Raw genomic sequence first — 18396 nt, 5'->3', positions numbered from 1 at the left:
AAGAGGCTGCGAGTTGAGCTAGACTACGGCCACCGGATAGCGGCGTGTCGGATCGAGAGGTCTTTTGTCGATGCGCGGAAAGATCGTATTAGCGGTGATCGCTGCAGCCTGCGTTGCCGCGGCGTGGCTCTATCTTTCGCCCAGCGCAATGAGCGGTCTTCAGCAGATGCTGTCGGCGAAGCAGACGGCGACGGCGGACAAGCCCGCTGCAGCGGCAAATGCCGCGCGTACGACTTCGGTGGTTGCCGCCACCGCTACGACGGCCGATTTCCCGGTCCGGCGCTATGCCATCGGCTTTGTGTCCTCTCCTGCCGTGGTCAGCATCAACGCGCGGGTCTCGAGCCAGATCGTCGCAATCGCGGTCAAGGACGGACAGATGGTGAAGGCCGGCGACCTTCTTTTCTCGCTGGACGATCGCTCGTTGAAGGCGCAACTGGCACGCGATCAGGCGACGCTCGCAAAAGACCAGGCGCTGCTTGCCAGCGCCACGGCCGATCTTCAGCGCGCCAAAAATCTCGTCGCCAGGCAGGCCGGAACACAGCAGACCTACGATCAGGCCGTCGCGGCACAGAAATCCGCCGCGGCCACCGTCGACGCCGACAAGGCAACGATCGATGCGGACCAAATCCAGCTTGGCTTCGCCACGATCAGGGCGCCGATCTCCGGCAGGCTTGGCGCAGTCAGCGTCGCCGTCGGCGATCTCGTCACCACCAGCAACGGCAGCAGCACGTCGACTCCACTGGTGACGATCACGCAGGTCGACCCGCTGCAGGTGAACTTCAATCTCCCCGAAAGCGATCTTGCCTTGCTGCACAAGGCGCTGGCAGCGCCGCGGCAAGGTGCGGTGACGCTGACCAAGGACGGCGACCCGAAGCCGGTCGGCAAGGGAACGCTGGATTTCGTCGATTCCAGCGTAGACACGGCGTCCGGCACGATCGCAACGCGGGCCAGTGTGCCCAACGCCGATCTTTCGCTATGGCCGGGCCAATACGTCAACGTCGTGCTCGATGCCGGCATCATGCCACAAATGACGTCCGTTCCGACGGTCGCCGTCCAGCCCAGCCAGAAGGGCCCGTTCGTCTATGTAATCAAGCCGGACAACACCGTTGAAATGCGGCCCGTGCAGGTCGCGCTGACAGAAGGCACCAACACCGCAATCAGCCAAGGATTGAAAAGCGGCGAGCGTGTCGTCGTCGAGGGTCAGACCAAACTGAAGAACGGCGCGGCGGTGCGCGAAGGCAAGGCTTCGACCGGCACAGGCGATCGGGCGGCTCCGAAGGTTGCCGAGGCTGACCGGACGGGCGGAACACAGCCATGATTTCCGAATTCTGCATCCGCAGGCCCGTCGCCACGCTGCTCATGTCGTTCGCCCTGGTTCTGGGCGGACTATTTGCTTACAAATTCCTGCCGGTCGCGGCGCGGCCAAGCGCCGAATTTCCGGGTGTCAACGTCTCGGCCTCGCTGCCCGGGGCTTCGCCGGAAACCATGGCGACCTCGGTGGCAACGCCTCTGATCAAGCAGTTTGCCACTATCGCTGGCATCGATTCGATCTCGACGACCAACTCGCTCGGCTCGACCTCGATCGCCATTCAGTTCGTACTCAACCGCGACATCGATGCAGCCGCCGCCGACGTGCAGGCAGCGATCGCACGTACGCAACGACAATTGCCGCCGGAGATGACCAGCCCGCCGAGCTACCGCAAGGTCAATCCAGCCGACGCGCCGATCCTGCTGATGTCGCTGGTCAGCGACACAATTCCGCTGACTGATCTCGACGCGTTTGCCGAGAATGTGATTTCGCCGTCGCTGTCGACGATTGACGGCGTTGCGCAGGTGTCGATCTACGGGCAGCAGAAATATGCCGTGCGCGTCCAGATCGATCCGACGGCGCTCGCCGCACGCGGCATCTCGATCGACCAGCTGCAGACGGCCATTGCCTCGGCCAACAGCAACACGCCGCTCGGCGTGCTCAAGAACAACAAACAGCAGCTGACGATCACCGCGAACACGCAGCTGAACGATGCGGCGGGATTCTCCAACATCATCATCGCCACCAAGAACGGCCATCCGGTGCGGCTCGGCGAGGTGACCCGCGTCATCGATTCGGTCGAGACCACGACGACGGCAAGCTGGTATGACGGCACCCGCGCCATCATTATGGCGGTGCAGCGCCAGCCGGATGCCAATACCGTCGACGTCGTCGACCGCGTCAAGGCGATGCTGCCTTCCTTCGACGATCAGATGCCGGCAGCGGCGAGCATCCAGTTGCTAAACGACCGCTCGACATCGGTCCGCGAGGCGGTCGATGACGTGCAGTTCACGCTCCTGCTCACCATCGCGCTGGTGGTGATGGTGATCTTCCTGTTCCTGCGCCGAGTGACGGCGACGGTCATTCCGGCGGTGGCGGTACCGATTTCGCTCATCGCCACGCTGGGTGTAATGTACCTGTTCGGCTTTTCCATCGACAACGTCTCATTGATGGGGCTGACGCTGGCGGTCGGCCTTGTCGTCGACGATGCAATCGTCATGCTCGAAAACATTTTCCGCCATATGGAGGAGGACGGGCTCTCGGCCCTCGAGGCGTCACTCAAGGGCGCGCGCGAGATCGGCTTCACCATCATCTCGATCTCGATCTCGCTGGTCGCCGTGTTCATTCCGGTGCTTTTGATGGGCGGCGTGATCGGGCGCATCTTCAACGAATTCGCGGTGGTGGTGACGGTCGCCATCCTGGCGTCGATGTTCGTCTCGCTGACGCTGACGCCGATGCTGTGCTCGCGGCTGTTGTCATTATCGAAAGCCGAGCAGAAAGCAGCGCACGGTGAAGGCCATAGACAAAACGTCTTCATGCGGGGCTATGACAGGCTGCTGACATTCTGCCTGCGCCACAATTTCCTTGTCTTCCTTGTCTTCCTCGTGACCGCCGGGCTGTCGGTGTGGCTGATCCAGATTTCGCCGAAGGGCTTCTTCCCGCAGGAGGATATCGGCCAGGTCTCGGTGACGACCATCGCGCGCCAGGACATTTCGTTTGACGCGATGGTGAAGCTGCAGGGGCAAGTGGCGGATGTCTTCACCCATTCGCCCTACGTCGCGCATGTCGGCTGGTCGGCGGGCAGTGGAAATAATGCGCTCAACCAGGGCCAGCTGTTTGTGCAGCTGAAAGACAAGGACCACCGACCGAACATCGACAAGGTGCTTACGGACCTGCGGCGCCAGCTGGCCAATGTGCCCGGCATCGAAACCTACATGCAGCCGGTGCAGAACCTGCGGCTCGGCGCGCGTTCTTCGGCGAGTGCCTACCAGCTTGCCGTTCAGGGCCTCGATACCGGCCTGACGAACGTCTGGGCGCAGAAGCTGACGGACGCGATGGCTGCCGATCATGCCGCCTTCACCGACGTCACCAATGACCTGCAGAACAACGCGCTACAGGCGACGCTGGTGATCGACCGCGACAAGGCGGCGAACCTCGGCGTCGATACCGACACGCTGCGCTCCAGTCTCTACGGCGGTTTCGGCACCCAGCAGGTGTCGACCATCTTCGGTTCGGCCGACAGCTACGACGTGATCATGGAGCTCGATCCGAAGATCGAGTGGTCGCCCGAGCGGATGCTGGCCATCAAGGTGAGAACGGCGAGCGGCAGCCTAGTGCCGCTCGGTGCGTTCGCCCGCGTCGATCGGACCGCCGGTGCTTTGACCGTCAACCAGCTCGGCCAACTTCCGGCAGTGACCATCTCCTACAATCTGCCGCAAGGCGTGGCCCTCGGCGACAGCGTGAGCCACATCAACGCGCTGAAGGACAAGATCGGCATGCCGCCGACGATCTCGACCGCCTTCTCGGGGACGGCCAAGACGTTCCAGGATTCGCTTTCCAACCAGGGGCTGCTGATCGGCGGCGCGATTCTGACCATCTATATCGTTCTCGGCATGCTCTATGAGAGCTTCATCCACCCGCTCACCATCCTGACCGGGCTTCCATCGGCGGTGCTCGGCGCGCTGGTGGCACTGCGGCTGGCGGGGATGGATCTGTCGGTGATCGCGGTGATCGGCATCCTGATGCTGATCGGCATCGTCAAGAAGAACGGCATCATGATGATCGACGTGGCGCTGGAACTCAGGCGCGAGGGGATGTCGCCCGTCGAATCCATCCACAAGGCCTGCCTGATGCGCTTTCGGCCGATCATGATGACCACGCTTGCCGCGCTGATGGGTACCATCCCGATCGCGCTCGGCACCGGCGCCAGCGCGGAATTGCGCCAGCCTCTCGGCGTGGCGGTGGTCGGCGGTCTTGTCGCCTCGCAGGCACTGACGCTGTTCGTCACACCCGTCATTTACGTCTACATGGAGCATTTTTCCGGCTGGCTGGTCAGGCTGTGGGCGCGGCGCCGGGGCGAGCCGAGCCCGGTCGAAGCGGTCGACCAGCCGTCACTGTTCGACGAGGAGGAAGAACCGGTGCCGCAAAAGGCGGCAGCCGAATAGCGCTGGCCCAAGCCGTGGTGCTTGCGGCCGGGGGTCCGCGATCGTAATTTGACGCCATGCCGCACAATCACGACCACGACAACGAGCTTGATCCCTTTGCGGCGCGGGTGCGCGCGCTGGAGACGATTCTCACCCGCAAAGGCCTGATCGATCCGGCGGCGATCGATGTTATCGTCGACACCTATGAGACTAAGATCGGGCCGCGCAACGGCGCAAAGGTGGTGGCGAAGGCCTGGGTTGATCCCGGGTTTGCCGCATGGCTGAAGCGTGATGCGACGGCGGCAATCGAATCGCTCGGCTACACCGGCCGGCAAGGCGAGCACATGCAGGCGGTGTTCAACACGGCCGACACGCACAACCTCGTCGTCTGCACGCTATGCTCCTGCTATCCGTGGTCGGTGCTCGGCCTGCCGCCGGTCTGGTACAAGGCGCCGCCCTACCGTTCGCGCGCAGTGATCGATCCGCGCGGCGTGCTCGAGGAATTCGGTCTGACCTTGCCGGCGAGGACGACAATCCGGGTGTGGGATTCGACCGCCGAGCTGCGCTATCTGGTGGTGCCGATGCGCCCCCGGGGTACGGAGGGCTGGGATGAGGCAAGGCTCGCCGATCTGGTGACGCGCGATGCCATGATCGGCACGGCGTTGGTGCGGGAACCGGCATGAACGGGCCGCAGGATCTCGGCGGCCAGATGGGTTTCGGGCCGGTCGCGCCCGAACCTGACGAACCCTATTTCCATGCCGATTGGGAAAGGCGGGCGCTGGGCGTGACGTTGTGCGCCGGCGCCATGGGCGCCTGGACCATCGACGAGAGCCGGCACGCGCGGGAATCGCTGCATCCAGCGGATTATTATGCCTCCAGCTACTACCAGATATGGATCAAGGCGCTGGAGGTGCTGCTCAAACGCCATGGTTTCGTCAGCGACCGGGACCTGACTACGGGCGACGCAGTCGACCCGGCAGCGACACCCAAACGGGTGCTGAAGGCTAAGGACGTTCCGGCGGTGCTGGCCAAGGGCGGGCACTGCGACCGGCCTGTCGCCGCGCCTGCGCGGTTCAAGGCGGGCGACCCCGTGCGAACCAAGAACTTTCATCCGACCGGCCACACCAGACTGCCGCGCTATGCACGCGGCAAGCGAGGCGTCGTCGAGGCTGTGCGCGACGGCTTTGTCTTTCCCGACACCAATGCGCACGGCCAGGGCGAAAACCCGCAATGGGTCTATACGGTGGCCTTCACCGGCGGCGAAATCTGGGGCGAGGGCGCCGATCCGACACTTGTCGTGTCGATCGACGCCTGGGAGAGCTACCTTGAGCCGGCGTGAGACGGGCTCAGTTGCCGCCATGCTGCCCGCCGGTGTCGAGGCGCCTGTGTTTGCCGAGCCGTGGCAAGCAGAGGCCTTTGCCATGACGGTAGCACTGCACGACAACGGGCTGTTTTCGTGGAGCGAATGGGCGGATGCTTTGTCGGCAGAGGTGAAGCGGCCGGGCGCCGCGCGCGACGGTCACGATTACTACGAGCACTGGCTGGCAGCGCTGGAAAAGCTGCTTTTGGCCAAGGGCGTTGCCGGAAAGCGCGACGTCGATGCGCTCGCCGCTGCCTGGGAACGCGCCGCGCACGCAACGCCGCATGGCAAGCCGATCCAGCTGGAGAACGATCCACAGCGGGCCGGGTAAGCTGCGGCCGCCCGGCCTTGTTCTCTTTACGTTCCTGTTCGTCACTGATAGCCTGACCCTGTCGCAGCGGCGTGATTGCCGGCGATGAAAATTTGCCGGTGACGGCAGTCACCTTGTCTTTCCCTCGCGAATCCGGTCTGTCGCGCTGATGGAATTCTCTCCTCAACAAGACGAGGCGCTGAAGGCGGTGGCCGGCTGGCTGAAAGCAGGCAAGCCGCAGCTGTTCCGGCTGTTCGGCTATGCCGGCACCGGTAAGACGACGCTGGCGCGCTATTTCGCCGAGCATGTCGACGGCCAGGTGCAGTTCGCCGCGTTTACCGGTAAGGCGGCGCAGGTGCTGCGTTCCAAGGGGGCGGTCAATGCCCGCACCATCCATTCGCTGATCTACCGGCCGAAGGGCGAGGAATCGGTAGCGGACGAGGTGACCGGCAAGACATCGATGTCGCCGACATTTTCGCTCAACCGGCAGAGCCCGATCTCGCGAGCCAAGCTCGTCGTCATCGACGAATGCTCGATGGTCGACGAGCAGCTCGGCCGTGACCTGATGAGCTTCGGCACGCCGATCCTGGTGCTCGGCGATCCCGGCCAGTTGCCGCCAATCTCCGGCGGCGGCTTCTTCACCGACCATGAGCCGGACATTCTGCTCACCGAAATCCATCGCCAAGCGCGAGACAACCCGATCATCCGGCTGGCGCTTGACGTGCGCGAGGGCCGCGAGTTCATGCGCGGCGACTATGGCGCGGCGCAAGTGATCGGCAAGGAAGACGTCACCCAGGAATTGGTGCTGAAGGCGGACCAGGTGCTGGTCGGTACCAACCGTACGCGCCGCCGTTATAACCAGCGGCTGCGCGAGCTGAAGGGGTTCAACGCCGATTATCCGCAAGCCGGCGACAAGCTGGTCTGCCTGCGCAACGATCCGGCCAAGGGACTGCTCAACGGCTCGTTGTGGAAGGTGATGACCTCGTCGCGCGAGACGGTCAAGCCTGGCATCAATCTGCTGGTTTCGCCGGAGGAAGACGACCCGGATCGCGGCGTCGCCAAGATCAAGCTGCTCAAGGCGGCATTCGAAGATCCGGACGCCGACATTCCCTGGCAGCAGAAGAAACGTTTCGACGATTTCGACTATGGCTATGCACTGACCGTGCACAAGGCGCAAGGGTCGCAATGGAACGAGATCGTGCTTTTCGACGAAAGCTGGGCATTCAAGGAAACTCGCCAGCGTTGGCTCTATACCGCTATCACGCGCGCGGCCGAACGGTTGACGATCGTCCGATAGGGCTGTCAGGTCCGTCGTATCAGCGCTGGGCGATCGGTCTGGCGTCAAGCCATTCCCAGGCGGCGGCTTCGTCCTTGGCCTCGAAATGCCGGAGTTCGATAGGCAAAGAGGCAGGCAAAAAGGCTCTTGCCTCCGGTATCCAGTTCGGCTCACCGATCGCCGCGCAGCGGCCGATATGCTCCACGGCATGAGCTATGCCCTGTTCGATCGTCTCGTCCGATACGTCGGCCCAGTCGACACCCTCATGGTCGATCAGGCGCACCAGCACGTCGATCTTCGGATGCAGCGCATAGGCCGCCTCCAGCAATCCGAACAGGTTTTCGGCGTCAGCCGCTGCGACATGGCCGACGACATCGATGGCGAAGAGGTCTTCGCGATCGGTGTCGATGCGGCGAACCGCCGGCACGGCCTCGAGAAAATTCAACAGGGAACTCCTTGCGCTCGATTTCCTTCGCACACCTTGGAACACCTGAAACCCTCTGTCTGTTCCCATTAAAGGCGGTATAGATGCGCGCCAAGATCAGCCTGGAGCCGTGCAAATGCCTGCAAAGCTTTCCGTCAATCTCAATGCGATCGCCATGCTGCGCAACCGGCGCGACCTGCCGTGGCCAAGCGTGACGGGGCTCGGACGCATCGCCCTTGCCGCCGGCGCGCATGGGCTCACGGTGCACCCGCGACCCGACGAGCGGCACACCAGGCATTCCGATCTGCCTGAGATCAGGGCGCTGATCGACGACGAGTTCCCGAATGCGGAATTCAACATCGAGGGCTATCCGACCGAGGAGTTCCTGGCGCTTGTGGAAAAGCATCAGCCCGAGCAGGTGACGCTGGTGCCCGACGACCCGGCGCAGGCGACTTCCGACCATGGCTGGAACTTCGCCGCCGAGGCTGCGTTCCTGACACCGGTCGTCAAGCGCCTGAAGAAGGGAGGCTTTCGCGTGTCGCTGTTTTCGGATCCGGATCCCGCTGGCGTGAACGCCGCTCGCGACACCGGCGCCGATCGGATCGAACTCTATACGGGTCCATACGGCAGCTATCATTCCGATTCGGCAAAAGCGGCGAAGGAATTGGAGAAATTGGGAAAGACGGCGGATGCCGCATTGGCGGCAGGGCTCCAGGTCAACGCCGGGCACGACCTTGTGGTGAGCAATTTGCCGGCGCTGGCCAGGCGCATCCCAGCATTGGCCGAAGTGTCGATCGGACATGGGTTGACAGCCGATGCGTTGGAGTATGGCATGGCCGCAACGGTCAGGCGGTTTCTGAAGGCTTGTGGCTGGTAGAGAAAGGCGAGCCGATAGGCCATGCGTTCCGGGCACGGCAGCGCGTCCTTTCCATCCCGCAGCGTCGAGCGCCGCACGTCTATGGGAGTGTCGTCCATGGCTCTTGCCCACGCCGGTAGCGAGGCAGAACCCATCGAACAATCCAGCCACTCCAAGGCCGAACAGCACAGCACCAGAGTTTTGATGCTGGGCGCGTTGGGCGTGGTTTACGGCGATATCGGCACGAGCCCAATCTACGCGTTTCGGGAAGCGCTGCACGCATCGTCGGGACCGGTAGCGCGCAACGACGTCCTTGGCGTGCTGTCGCTTATCGTCTGGGCGCTGACGATCATCGTCACGATAAAGTACGTCGCTTTCGTGCTCAGAGCCGACAACAAGGGTGAGGGCGGCACGCTGTCGCTGATGGCGCTTGCGCGCAACGCTTATCCAAAGGGAGCCCGGTTCATTCTGGGGATCGGACTTTGCGGCGCGGCGCTGTTTTTCGGCGACGCCATCATAACGCCGGCCATCTCCGTGCTTTCGGCGGTCGAGGGCCTGGAAGTGGTGACCCCGACGCTGGAAACTTATGTTGTTCCGATCACGCTGATCATCCTGGCAATGCTTTTTGCCGTGCAACGCTTTGGCACCGGCAGGGTGGCGGCCGTGTTCGGACCGGTGACGGCAGCGTGGTTCCTGGCGATCGGTGCCGCCGGGGTCTACCATCTGCTGGACGACCCGTCGGTCCTGCTGGCGATCAATCCCTATTACGCGGTCGCTTATCTGGCCAATACGCCCACCGGTGCGTTCGTCACGGTCGGGGCTGTGTTCCTGGCGGTCACCGGGGCCGAAGCCCTTTATGTCGATCTCGGCCATTTCGGCCGCAGGCCAATAGTGCTGGCGTGGTTCTCCGTCGTGTTCCCTTGTCTGCTCCTCAACTATTTCGGACAAGGGGCGTTCGTCCTGGCCAATGGCGGCAAACCCACCAATCCGTTCTTCCAAATGCTGCCTGATTGGGCCCTGATGCCCATGGTTGGCCTGGCGACGGCAGCGACGGTGATCGCCAGCCAGGCGGTGATCTCCGGCGCGTTCTCGCTGACTCGCCAGGCGGTACAGCTCAATCTGCTGCCGCGCATCGAGGTGCAGCATACTTCCGAGATGCAATCCGGCCAGATCTACATGCCGCGGGTCAATCTGGTGGTCGCGCTGGGCGTGATGTTGCTGGTTGTCGGCTTTGGCAGTTCGAGTGCGCTGGCTTCCGCCTATGGCATTTCGGTGACTGGCGAAATGCTTATGACGACCATCCTGCTGTTCGTGGTGATGCGGTTCCGGTGGAAATGGCAGCTTGCACTGGCGGCCGCGCTCACACTGCTGTTCGGCACGATCGATACCGGATTTTTCCTCGCAAACGTCGTCAAGATCCTCGAAGGCGGGTGGGTGTCGATCACGGTCGCCTGCGGCATGGGGCTGATCATGTCCACATGGATACGCGGCACCCGCTATTTGTTCGACAAGACGCGCCGGAACGAGATCCCGCTGGATTTCCTCGCCGGCAATCTGCTGAAGAAGAAGCCGCATCTGGTGTCGGGCACCGCGGTGTTCCTGACCAGCGATCCGCTGAGCGCGCCGACCGCGCTGATGCACAGCCTGAAGCACTACAAGGTGCTGCACGAGCAGAACGTCATCCTTTCGGTGGTGACGGCACCGCAGCCGGTTGTGCCCGACAGCGAGCGCGTCAAGATGGAAATGGTCAACGAGCTGTTCATGCGGGTGACGCTGACCTTCGGCTACATGGAGCAGCCCAACATCCCGCGTGCGCTGGCGATCTGCCGCAAACAGGGCTGGAAGTTCGACATCATGACGACGTCCTTCTTCCTGTCGCGGCGCTCTCTCAAGGCCTCGCCCAATTCCGGCATGCCGGTCTGGCAGGACAAGCTGTTCATCGGGCTGGCGCGCTCGGCGGCCGATGCAACGGAATATTTCCAGATCCCGACCGGACGCGTCGTCGAGATCGGGACGCAGGTGGCTATTTAAAAACGTGTCCGTTGCGACATTCCAGGTGGTCTGCCGATCGGACTGAGTCTGCCAAGTCGTGGAGGGCTCGCAATATCGGGACGGAGCCATTACGTGACGGCACTTGATATTGCAGCGCAGCAAGCGTAGAGCACCGCCCGCTTACCGGAGTGTCGTCCATGGCCCTTACCAATGCTGGTAACGAGGCAGAACCTGTCGAACAATCCAGCCATTCTGAGGTCGAGCAGCACAGCACCAAGGTGCTGATGCTGGGCGCGCTCGGCGTGGTTTACGGCGATATCGGTACCAGCCCGATCTATGCATTTCGCGAGGCGTTGCACGCATCGGCCGGTGGCAACGTCGCCAACCGTGGCGACATCCTCGGTGTGTTGTCGCTGATCATCTGGTCGCTGACGATCACCGTCACCATCAAATACATCATGTTCGTGCTCCGCGCCGACAATCGAGGCGAGGGCGGGGTGCTGTCGCTGATGGCGCTGGCGCGCAACAGCTTCCCGACGCGCTCGGCGGTGATCCTCGGCATCGGCATCGTCGGCGCGGCGCTTTTTTTCGGCGACGCAGTCATCACGCCGGCGATCTCGGTGCTATCGGCGGTCGAAGGTATGAACGTCGTCACGCCGACATTCCAGCCCTATGTGGTGCCACTGACACTGGCCATCCTGGCGATCCTGTTTGCGGTACAGCGATTCGGCACCGGCGGCGTAGGTTTGGTGTTCGGGCCAGTCACCGCGCTGTGGTTCCTGGCCATCGGCCTTTCCGGCATTAACCACATCATCGCCGATCCGGAAATCCTGCTGGCGATCAGCCCGCATTACATCGTGTCGTTCCTGGTCAACTCGCCCGATGTCGCCTTCGTCACGGTTGGTGCGGTCTTCCTCGCCGTCACCGGCGCCGAGGCGCTCTATGCCGACCTCGGCCATTTCGGCCGCAAGCCGATCGTACTCGCCTGGCTGGCAATCGTGTTTCCTTGTCTGTTGCTCAACTATGTCGGGCAAGGCGCCTTCGTGCTGGCAAATGGCGGCGTTGTCGGTCATCCATTCTTCGAGATGAACCAGGGCTGGACGCTTATTCCGATGGTCGTGCTGGCGACGGCGGCGACCGTCATCGCCAGCCAGGCGGTGATCTCCGGCGCTTTTTCGCTGACCAGACAGGCGGTGCAGCTCAATATGCTGCCGCGTTTCGTTATCCAGCATACGTCGGAAAAACAGTCGGGCCAGATCTATCTGCCGCGCATCAACCTGATGCTGGCGCTGGTAGTGATGTTGCTGGTGGTCGGCTTCGGCGAATCCAGCCGCCTGGCCTCGGCCTACGGCATTTCGGTGACCGGCAACATGCTGGTGACGAATGTGCTGCTTTTTGTTGTGATGACGCGCATCTGGAAATGGCCGCTCGGCGTCGCGATCGCCTTGATGGCCGTGTTCGCCTTCGTCGATACCGGCTTCTTTGCCGCCAACATAGTCAAGGTGTTTGAAGGTGGCTGGGCATCGCTTGCCATCGCCGCAGTTATCGTGATGACTATGTGGACCTGGATCCGCGGCAGCCGCTATTTGTTCGACAAGACGCGCCGGAACGAGATCCCGCTGGATTTCCTCGCCGGCAATCTGCTGAAGAAGAAGCCGCATCTGGTGTCGGGCACCGCGGTGTTCCTGACCAGCGACCCGCTGAGCGCGCCGACGGCGCTGATGCACAGCCTCAAGCACTACAAGGTGCTGCACGAGCAGAACGTCATCCTTTCGGTGGTGACTGCGCCGCAGCCTGTCGTGCCCGACAGCGAGCGCGTCAAGATGGAAATGGTCAACGAGCTGTTCATGCGGGTGACGCTGACCTTCGGCTATATGGAGCAGCCCAACATCCCGCGTGCGCTGGCGATCTGCCGCAAACAGGGCTGGAAGTTCGACATCATGACGACGTCCTTCTTCCTGTCGCGGCGCTCTCTCAAGGCCTCGCCCAATTCCGGCATGCCGGTCTGGCAGGACAAGCTGTTCATCGGGCTGGCGCGCACGGCGGCCGATGCGACGGAATATTTCCAGATCCCGACCGGACGCGTCGTCGAGATCGGAACGCAGGTGGCTATCTGAGCAAACGGCCGTGCCCTTCGAAGGGCACCGCCATTTGTCAGGCTCAGCTCACCAGAGCCGCCTTGTTTGCTTCAAGAAATTGCTTCAGCGGCCGCGGCTTCCTGCCGGACAGCGTCTCGATCGCGTCCGTCACCATGCTGATGCGGCCGGAGCGTGTGTTGGTGTCGAAGGAAACGATGACAGGCGCGAAACCTTCGGGGACGCCGGCTGCCTTCAATCCCCCGGTCAGCGCTTCGTCCGAAAGCTGGACGACCTCGATCGGCTTGCCGGTAACTTCGGTGACGAGGGCTGCAATCTCGGCCATCGTGTGGGCCTTGGGGCCGGTCAGCGTGTATGTCGTGCTTTCGGTTCCGCTCGAAGCAAGGCTGGCGGCGATCGCCGCGGCCATGTCGTCGCGCGCGCCATGGGCAATGCGGCCGTCTCCGGCGGATGTGTACCACTGCCCCGACGCGATGGCGTGCGGCAGCGCCATGAACAGGTTCTCCTGATACCAGCCGTTGCGGAAGATGGTGTAGGGGATACCGCTCGCCTTGATCGCCTGCTCGGTGCCGTGGTGATCAGGCGCAAACAGTACCGGCGATCCTGGCTCCGGACTGGGCATCGACGTGTAGAGCAGATGCGAAACGCCGGCGCTTTTTGCTGCGGCGACCGCAGCCTCATGTTGCTTCAGGCGCTTGCCCGGAACGGCGAGCTCGTTTGTCGAAATGATCAGAACCCTGTCCGCACCGGTAAATGCACTGGCCAACGACGTGGCGTCGTCGAAGTCGACTGCCCGGATGGTGACGCCTCGGGCTGCCAGATCGGCCAGATTTTCCGGGTTGCGGGTGGCGGCGATGATGCGCTGAGGGGAGACCTTGAGCGTGTCAAGCAGATGATTAATGACGCCGCGGCCAAGCTGGCCGGAGGCGCCGGTGACGAGAAGGGTGTCGGTCATGAGATGTCCTGACGTTGCGCCGGAGCGGCGGGTGCATATGTTAGTCTCAAAAAGAGACCAGCACTAAAATAGGAATTGACCCATCCTCGTAAAGAAGGCAGTTTTGCGGGAGGTAGGCACACCCAGGGAACCAGCCATGGACGGCAAGATCGTCAATCTGAGATCGAAGCTCGAGATATACAAAGCAGGCAGCGGTGGCGGAAACCTTGCGGATTGCCCGGTTCGCGACGTGATCCAGGGCATAAGCAATAAATGGAGTTCACTGTTGATGGAGGCCTTGGCCGAGAAGCCGTACCGCTTCGGCGAATTGCGGCGGCTGGTGCCCGATATTTCACAGCGCATGCTCACCCAGACGCTGCACGATCTGCAGCGCGACGGCTATGTGCATCGCCAGGTGTTCCCGACCAAACCGCCGAGCGTCGAATACAGCCTCACCGATCTCGGGCGCTCGATGTTTGGACCCTTGCATCAGCTGATCCAATGGGCCGAGCTCAATCACGGCGCTGTACGCGAGGCACGGAAGGTTTTCGATGCTGCCGAAGGCTGAGCCTCCAGGCCGAGACGGCGGCTTGATTTAGCGGCGGTGCTGAAGGATTGTCCGGCCTGGGTTGGGGCGGGCAGATGGGCAATTCTCTGGACATCGCGATTGCCGGCGCCGGGCCGGCTGGACTTGCCGCCGCGCTCTATCTCACGCGCGCCGGACATAGGGTCACCATCTTCGAGCGCTTCGACCAGCCACAACCGGTCGGGTCCGGGCTGATCCTGCAGCCGACCGGGCTGATGGTGCTTGCCGATCTCGGCCTGCTCGATGACATTCTGGCGCTGGGCAGCCGCATAGACCGCCTGCATGGTGCAGATGCCAAGACCGGCCGCACAGTGCTCGACGTCCGCTACGATGCCCGGAGTGGCGGCCGCTTCGGGCTGGCGGTGCACCGCGCGGCTCTGTTCGGCGTGCTTTTCCGCGCCGCCCGGCGCCAGGCGCTCACCATTGAGACAGGTATCGAGCTCGAGACGCTGGAAACCGGCGAGCGGGCAACATTGATCTGCGGCAACGGACAACGGATAGGGTCGTTCGACCTGGTAGTGGATGCCAGCGGTTCGCGCTCCAAACTGCGGCGGTGCGTGAACAATCCGGGCGAACCGCGATCGCTCGCCTATGGCGCGTTCTGGGCATCGCTTGGCTGGCGCGGCGAGGGTTTCGACGAGCACGCGCTGCTGCAGCGCTACGACAGCGCGAGCGTGATGATCGGCGTGCTGCCAATCGGCCGGCCCGAGCCGGATGCCCAGAAGATGGCGGCATTCTTCTGGAGCCTCAAGCCGGCGGATGCCGAGCGCGTCTGGGCGGCAGGTCTCGAGGCATGGAAGGCGAGATTGGTCGGGCTGTGGCCTGAATGCGCGGCCTTCATCGACCAGATCGACAGTTTCGAGCAGCTCTCGCTGGCGCGCTATGGCCATCACACGATGAAGACGCCAGCCGGACGGCGATTGGCCGTTATCGGCGACGCGGCCCATTCGACAAGCCCGCAGCTCGGGCAGGGCGCGAACATGGCGCTGCTCGATGCAGCCGCGCTCAACTACGCGCTCATAGGAACGGACCGTATCGATACTGCGCTGGAAGCTTACGTTCGGGCGCGGCGATGGCATGTGCGGGTCTTCCAGACGCTGTCGCTGGTGCTGACGCCGTTTTATCAATCGGATTCGATTGTGATGCCGTTCGTCCGCGACAGGCTGGTGGCGACGCTGGCAAAAGTCCCGCCGGCGCCGCAGTTTCTTGCTTCCATGGTTACAGGAACGGTGCCCAATCCATTCAAGCCGATAGGGCTTGCGGAAGCGCTGTGGCCGGATCGCCTTGGCGGATGATTTCCGAAAGGTGCGAACCCTTAGCCTGCAAGAATGCATGGAGGCGTTGCGGATGATCGGGAGCGACCGCGCCCTTCACGGATGGGCGTTTGCGCAACGCCTCGCGCCACACCTGGACATGCGGCTTTCCGTCCAGGATGCCGAAATCGCCGATCCGGTCGAAGACGTCGAAATAGCGAAAAATCGGGCCGTAGACCGCGTCGACCAGTGAAAAGCGCTCGCCGTCGAAGCATGGCCCAGCCGCGCCGTTCGCCAGTTCCACTCCCAGGCGATCGAACATTGCTGCCAGAGCCCCGCGTTCGGCGATGAAGGCGGCTTCGGTGAGAGCTGAATAGAAGCGGCCGATGGCATTGAGGATTGCCGAGCCGAACTCGATCCAGGCGCGATGCCGGGCACGGGCGTAGGGGTCGGTGGGATGCAGCGGATTGGGCTGGGTTTCCTCGAGGAATTCGAGGATGACGAGCGATTCGAAGATCACCGTTTCCTGGCCGTCATGCTCAACGCGGAGCAGCGGCACCTTGCCGAGCGGCGATATCGCCTTGAACCAGGCAGGCTTGTTGGCGAGATCGACCGTGATGCGCTCGAATGGCACGCCCTTTTCGCGAAGCGAAATCGCCGTGCGCTGCACATAGGGGCAAAGATGATGGCTGACGAGAGTGAGCTTGTCGGTCATCTCACTCCCCCCAGACATAGTTCAAAGCACCGTCCTCGACGCGGGTGGAGAGGAACATCAGGCGGGAGCCCTTCGGCGCCGGGCCTTCGAGGCGATCACCGTTCGCCATGTCGAACGAGGCGCCGTGCCACTGGCAGACGAGCTTCCCGTCCTTGCAGTCGAGCGGGCCACCGAAATGCAGGCAGACGTTGGCGGCGGCGCGGATACGCTCGCCGCTGCGGTAGACATGGACCTCGCGGCCGAAAAACGGAGCGATGAGGCTGCCTGTTTCCGGAATGTCGGCGATCTTGCAGATTTCATGCTTCATCGGAATTGCCTCTCGTGATTGATGCGATTGCATCTATATAGATGCATTTGCATCGATCGTCAAGCTTGATGCAATTGCATCTATCGCCTACGATGCAATCATGACCGGGATTCCTTCACCTCCAGCCATCAAGGCCTGGGCCCGCCTGATGCGGGTTTCGCGCCAGTTGTTGGAAAGAGCCGAGGACGCGCTGAAGGACAGTGGCCTGCCGCCGCTTGCCTGGTACGACATCCTGCACGAGCTTGCCGAGGCGGGCGAGGGCGGATTGCGGCCGTTCCAACTCACCGAGCGCACCCTGTTTGCGCAGTACAACATCTCCCGGCTGCTGGCGCGGCTCGAAGCCGACGGGCAGGTCGAGAAGCTTCCAGTTGCCGATGACGGCCGCGGGCAAACAGTCCGCGTCACAGACAAGGGACGCGAGACGCGCCGCCGCATGTGGGCTGTCTACGGCCGGTCGATCGCGGAGTTGGTCGGCTCCCGGCTTTCCAATGTTGAACTGGACGCGCTGTCAGCTCTGCTTGGGCGCCTGCGAGATCCGCCCGCCCTGGAGTGACACGCCTTCATGACGAAGATGGCGACCGATTGGCGAGGTCAGGCACTGCCCAAGAGGAATGCCAACGTCGCCAGAACGCCAAGCCCGACGCGGACCAGATGCAGATTGCCCCATTTGGCGATCAATGTCCGAGCTTCAGGATTGACGGAGTTCGCGTCCATCGCCTCCAGCAACCTATTTGCCGGCATCATCACCAGCAGCGTCCATGGCCAAGGCAGGATGATCAGCACAGCGCCGGCCAGAAAAGCGAGATTGCCGGTCAGCCACCACGCGACGAGGCCTAGAATACAGGCGATGACGGCGATCGAGGCCTGCATGGCGGCGCCGCGCTTGTAGGAAGGCTGCCATTCCTGCAGCAATGCTTTGTCCTCGAGGCGAAGCCTCGCCGGCTGTTCGGCGACGCTGACGTAGATAGCCGCACCCGCGAACACTGCGGTAACGGTCAACGCAAGCAATCCGGCGAGCATGATCAGTGTCTCCCGTGATGCCCCGCATGGAGCAAGCTACAGAAATAAAGGCTTGCGTCGGGTCGGGCAATACGCCATAAAGCCGAACCGTAACGTACGGTACGCCATCGAGCTCGTATCTGAACTGCGGGTGAGTTCGCGTCCTGAGGAAAAACTGTGTTGCACGCTGTGACCGACATCGAAACCAGCGAGGCGCTGACGGAGCGGCAGAAGGACGTGCTCGACGCCGCCCTTCGCCTGCTGGTCGAAGAGGGCGATCAGTTGACCATGACCGCCGTGGCGCGGCGGGCGAGCTGCTCGAAGGAGACGCTCTACAAATGGTTCGGCGATCGCGACGGGCTGTTGACGGCAACGGTACAATGGCAGGCGTCTAAGGTGCGGGTAGTGCCGGTCGACCGCAAGGGGCTCGACCTCCCTTCGCTGACGGCGAGCCTCGAACGCTTCGCTTCGGACTGGCTCAAGGTAATTTCGAGCGACACCTCGATCGCGCTGAACAGGGTGGCGGTCGGCCATGCTAGTTCGGGGAAGGACGATCTCGGCGCCATCGTGCTGGAGAACGGCCGCTTCGCACTGGCCCGGCGCCTTAAACCGGTGCTGGAGGCAGGCAAGGAAGCTGGTTTCCTCGAGTTTTCCGACGCGGAGACGGCGTTCCGCACCTTTTTCGGGCTGGTCGCCCGCGACGTGCAGATCCGCCTGCTGCTTGGCGACCGGCTGGAATTGACTGATGCGGCGATCGGCGGCGATGCCGTCCGGGCGACGCAGCAGTTTCTCGCTCTTTACGGGGCAAAAACCGGGCCGCAAGGCCTCTGAATTCA

The 18396-nt window shown here is 62.7% G+C and carries 18 protein-coding genes; 13 read left to right on the top strand and 5 right to left on the bottom strand.

Annotated features, from left to right (window positions below):
* Positions 1 to 70: 70 nt before the first annotated feature.
* The 6 genes from NKI72_RS11845 (at position 71) to NKI72_RS11820 (ending at position 7419) form a co-directional block, all read left to right on the top strand.
* Positions 71 to 1318 (top strand): efflux RND transporter periplasmic adaptor subunit, encoded by a 1248-nt coding sequence (locus tag NKI72_RS11845; RefSeq protein WP_352501010.1) that lies wholly within the window; start codon positions 71 to 73, stop codon positions 1316 to 1318.
* Positions 1315 to 4473, top strand: a complete 3159-nt coding sequence (locus tag NKI72_RS11840) for an efflux RND transporter permease subunit (protein WP_352850172.1) — start codon at positions 1315 to 1317, stop codon at positions 4471 to 4473. Before NKI72_RS11845 ends, NKI72_RS11840 begins: the two co-directional genes overlap by 4 nt.
* 56 nt (positions 4474 to 4529) lie before the next feature.
* The gene (nthA, locus tag NKI72_RS11835; RefSeq protein ID WP_352501008.1) at positions 4530 to 5135 is read left to right on the top strand and encodes a nitrile hydratase subunit alpha; all 606 of its coding nucleotides are present in this window, start codon (positions 4530 to 4532) and stop codon (positions 5133 to 5135) included.
* A complete protein-coding gene (gene nthB / locus NKI72_RS11830) occupies positions 5132 to 5791 on the top strand; it encodes a nitrile hydratase subunit beta (protein ID WP_352767821.1) in 660 nt (219 codons plus the stop codon). The genes nthA and nthB overlap by 4 nt, the downstream gene beginning before the upstream one ends.
* A 19-nt stretch (positions 5792 to 5810) precedes the next feature.
* Positions 5811 to 6143, top strand: coding sequence for a nitrile hydratase accessory protein (locus NKI72_RS11825; RefSeq protein ID WP_156937343.1), 333 nt, complete (start codon positions 5811 to 5813; stop codon positions 6141 to 6143).
* A gap of 148 nt (positions 6144 to 6291) precedes the next feature.
* Positions 6292 to 7419 carry an ATP-dependent DNA helicase gene (locus NKI72_RS11820; RefSeq protein WP_023720791.1) on the top strand — a complete coding sequence of 376 codons (1128 nt, stop codon included), beginning with the start codon at positions 6292 to 6294 and terminating at the stop codon, positions 7417 to 7419.
* 19 nt (positions 7420 to 7438) lie between these two features.
* Here NKI72_RS11820 and NKI72_RS11815 read toward each other — a convergent pair whose 3' ends face one another.
* Positions 7439 to 7843 carry a SpoIIAA family protein gene (locus NKI72_RS11815; protein WP_352450052.1) on the bottom strand — a complete coding sequence of 135 codons (405 nt, stop codon included), beginning with the start codon at positions 7841 to 7843 and terminating at the stop codon, positions 7439 to 7441.
* Between the two features lie 115 nt (positions 7844 to 7958).
* Between NKI72_RS11815 and NKI72_RS11810 the strand changes: the two genes are divergently transcribed.
* From NKI72_RS11810 to NKI72_RS11800, 3 genes are all read left to right on the top strand, one after another.
* Positions 7959 to 8699, top strand: coding sequence for a pyridoxine 5'-phosphate synthase (locus NKI72_RS11810; RefSeq protein WP_352471639.1), 741 nt, complete (start codon positions 7959 to 7961; stop codon positions 8697 to 8699).
* Positions 8700 to 8795: 96 nt separating this feature from the next.
* On the top strand, positions 8796 to 10709 hold the full coding sequence (locus tag NKI72_RS11805) for a potassium transporter Kup (protein ID WP_352815360.1): 1914 nt from the start codon (positions 8796 to 8798) through the stop codon (positions 10707 to 10709).
* A gap of 158 nt (positions 10710 to 10867) precedes the next feature.
* Positions 10868 to 12787 (top strand): potassium transporter Kup, encoded by a 1920-nt coding sequence (locus tag NKI72_RS11800; protein ID WP_352450049.1) that lies wholly within the window; start codon positions 10868 to 10870, stop codon positions 12785 to 12787.
* Positions 12788 to 12830: 43 nt separating this feature from the next.
* Here the strand turns inward: NKI72_RS11800 and NKI72_RS11795 are convergent, their stop codons facing one another.
* Positions 12831 to 13721, bottom strand: coding sequence for an SDR family oxidoreductase (locus NKI72_RS11795; protein WP_352831151.1), 891 nt, complete (start codon positions 13719 to 13721; stop codon positions 12831 to 12833).
* Between the two features lie 136 nt (positions 13722 to 13857).
* Between NKI72_RS11795 and NKI72_RS11790 the strand changes: the two genes are divergently transcribed.
* Entirely contained in the window at positions 13858 to 14268 is a 411-nt protein-coding gene (locus NKI72_RS11790; protein WP_352466906.1) for a winged helix-turn-helix transcriptional regulator, read from the top strand.
* Positions 14269 to 14342: 74 nt separating this feature from the next.
* On the top strand, positions 14343 to 15581 hold the full coding sequence (locus NKI72_RS11785) for an FAD-dependent oxidoreductase (protein ID WP_352850171.1): 1239 nt from the start codon (positions 14343 to 14345) through the stop codon (positions 15579 to 15581).
* Here NKI72_RS11785 and NKI72_RS11780 read toward each other — a convergent pair.
* Entirely contained in the window at positions 15529 to 16254 is a 726-nt protein-coding gene (locus tag NKI72_RS11780; RefSeq protein ID WP_352768912.1) for a glutathione S-transferase family protein, read from the bottom strand. The two genes, NKI72_RS11785 and NKI72_RS11780, sit on opposite strands and share 53 nt — an antisense overlap.
* A gap of 1 nt (position 16255) precedes the next feature.
* Positions 16256 to 16561: a Rieske (2Fe-2S) protein gene (locus tag NKI72_RS11775; protein WP_352470198.1), complete on the bottom strand. Its 306-nt coding sequence runs from the start codon at positions 16559 to 16561 to the stop codon at positions 16256 to 16258.
* 100 nt (positions 16562 to 16661) lie between these two features.
* On the opposite strand from NKI72_RS11775, the gene NKI72_RS11770 reads away from it, so the two are divergent.
* The gene (locus NKI72_RS11770; protein WP_352539585.1) at positions 16662 to 17114 is read left to right on the top strand and encodes a MarR family winged helix-turn-helix transcriptional regulator; all 453 of its coding nucleotides are present in this window, start codon (positions 16662 to 16664) and stop codon (positions 17112 to 17114) included.
* A 38-nt stretch (positions 17115 to 17152) separates the two neighbouring features.
* Here NKI72_RS11770 and NKI72_RS11765 read toward each other — a convergent pair whose 3' ends face one another.
* A complete protein-coding gene (locus tag NKI72_RS11765; protein ID WP_352768909.1) occupies positions 17153 to 17581 on the bottom strand; it encodes an anthrone oxygenase family protein in 429 nt (142 codons plus the stop codon).
* A gap of 156 nt (positions 17582 to 17737) precedes the next feature.
* Here NKI72_RS11765 and NKI72_RS11760 point away from each other — a divergent pair, with 156 nt between their 5' ends.
* Complete coding sequence (locus tag NKI72_RS11760; protein ID WP_352539587.1) at positions 17738 to 18391, top strand: TetR/AcrR family transcriptional regulator; 654 nt, start codon at positions 17738 to 17740, stop codon at positions 18389 to 18391.
* Positions 18392 to 18396 lie beyond the last annotated feature (5 nt).

The organism is Mesorhizobium sp. M0437 (genome assembly GCF_040321335.1).
Taxonomy (GTDB): Bacteria; Pseudomonadota; Alphaproteobacteria; order Rhizobiales; family Rhizobiaceae; genus Mesorhizobium.
The sequence above is the reverse complement of the archived record's forward strand: the minus strand, read 5'-3'. Positions and strand labels throughout refer to the sequence as shown.